Source organism: Prevotella conceptionensis 9403948, from assembly GCF_000312305.1.
GTDB lineage: Bacteria > Bacteroidota > Bacteroidia > Bacteroidales > Bacteroidaceae > Prevotella > Prevotella conceptionensis.
In genome coordinates this window covers 372480-373847 of the sequence record NZ_HE999444.1, presented here as the reverse complement: position 1 = coordinate 373847, position 1368 = coordinate 372480, and the positions used below count along the sequence as shown (strand labels likewise).

2 protein-coding genes are annotated in these 1368 nt (G+C 50.1%); both read left to right on the top strand.

The window, feature by feature from the left end; translation table 11 throughout:
* On the top strand, positions 1-791 hold a 791-nt coding region (locus BN93_RS03745; protein WP_044259709.1), incomplete at its 5' end, for a proton-conducting transporter transmembrane domain-containing protein.
* Positions 792-824: 33 nt separating this feature from the next.
* The coding region (locus tag BN93_RS03740) for a proton-conducting transporter transmembrane domain-containing protein (protein ID WP_044259707.1) at positions 825-1368 on the top strand (544 nt) is incomplete at its 3' end.

The window sequence follows — 1368 nt, the reverse complement described above, 5'->3', positions numbered from 1 at the left end:
ACTCAAACGAGAAAGAATACATGGGCGGACTACGCAAGTACATGCCCATTACGCACTGGACGTTCCTCATTTCCTGTCTCGCCATCGCTGGCATACCGCCTTTCTCAGGCTTCTTCTCGAAAGATGAGATATTAGTAGCTTGTTACAATTTCAGTCCTGTTATGGGCGCAGTGATGAGCGGCATCGCCATGATGACGGCTTTCTACATGTTCCGACTCTACTATGTGATATTCTGGGGCAAGAGCTACTACGAAACGCACATCAACGAAGGAGCGCACAAGCCCCACGAGGCTCCGCTCACGATGACTTTCCCCTTGATATTCCTGTCCATCATCACGGTAACTTGCGGTTTCTTGCCCTTCGGCGAACTCGTTTCAGCCAACGGCATAGGCTTCCATACCCACATCAATTGGGCCGTTGCAGGCACCAGTGTGGCATTGGCCCTTATTGGAATTGCAGCAGCGATGCTGATGTACAAGAAGGCCGAAACGCCTTTCGCCGACAAGTTGGCCAAGACGTTCCCCGCACTTCACCGTGCAGCCTACAAGCGTTTCTATATGGACGAGATTTGGCAATACGTTACCCATCGCATCATCTTCCGCCTTATATCCAAGCCCATCGCGTGGTTCGACCGCCATGTAATCGACGGCACGTTCAATTTCTTGGCTTGGAGTTCCAACGAAGCAGGCGAAAGCATACGTCCCTGGCAAAGCGGCGACGTGCGTCATTACGCCATTTGGTTCCTCTCCGGAACCGTTGCCCTTACCTTGGTTTTGCTATATATGTTGTAATATGAGGTAACAACCAAATAAAAGAAAAACAAAATGAGTATATTAACATTATTCGTAGTTATCCCCGTACTGATGTTGCTGGGCCTTTGGCTTTCGCGCAACCTCAACCAAGTGCGCGGTGTGATGGTTGTCGGCTCGTCGTGCTTGTTGGTACTTTCGGTTTGGCTCACCATCGCTTTCCTTCAAATGCGCGATGCAGGCAACACCGATGCCATGCTGTTTCAATACACCGTGGATTGGTTCAAGCCGCTCAACATAGCCTACGCCGTTGGTGTCGACGGCATTTCGGTGGTGATGCTCCTCCTTTCTAGCATCATCGTGTTCACAGGTACATTCGCCTCGTGGCAGTTAAAGCCACTAACAAAAGAATATTTCCTTTGGTTCACCCTGCTTAGCATTGGCGTTTACGGTTTCTTCATCTCGGTAGATCTCTTCACCATGTTCATGTTCTACGAGGTGGCACTTATCCCCATGTACCTGCTTATCGGCGTTTGGGGTAGCGGCAAGAAGGAGTATTCGGCCATGAAACTAACCCTCATGCTTATGGGTGGTTCGGCTTTGCTCATCATCGGCATCA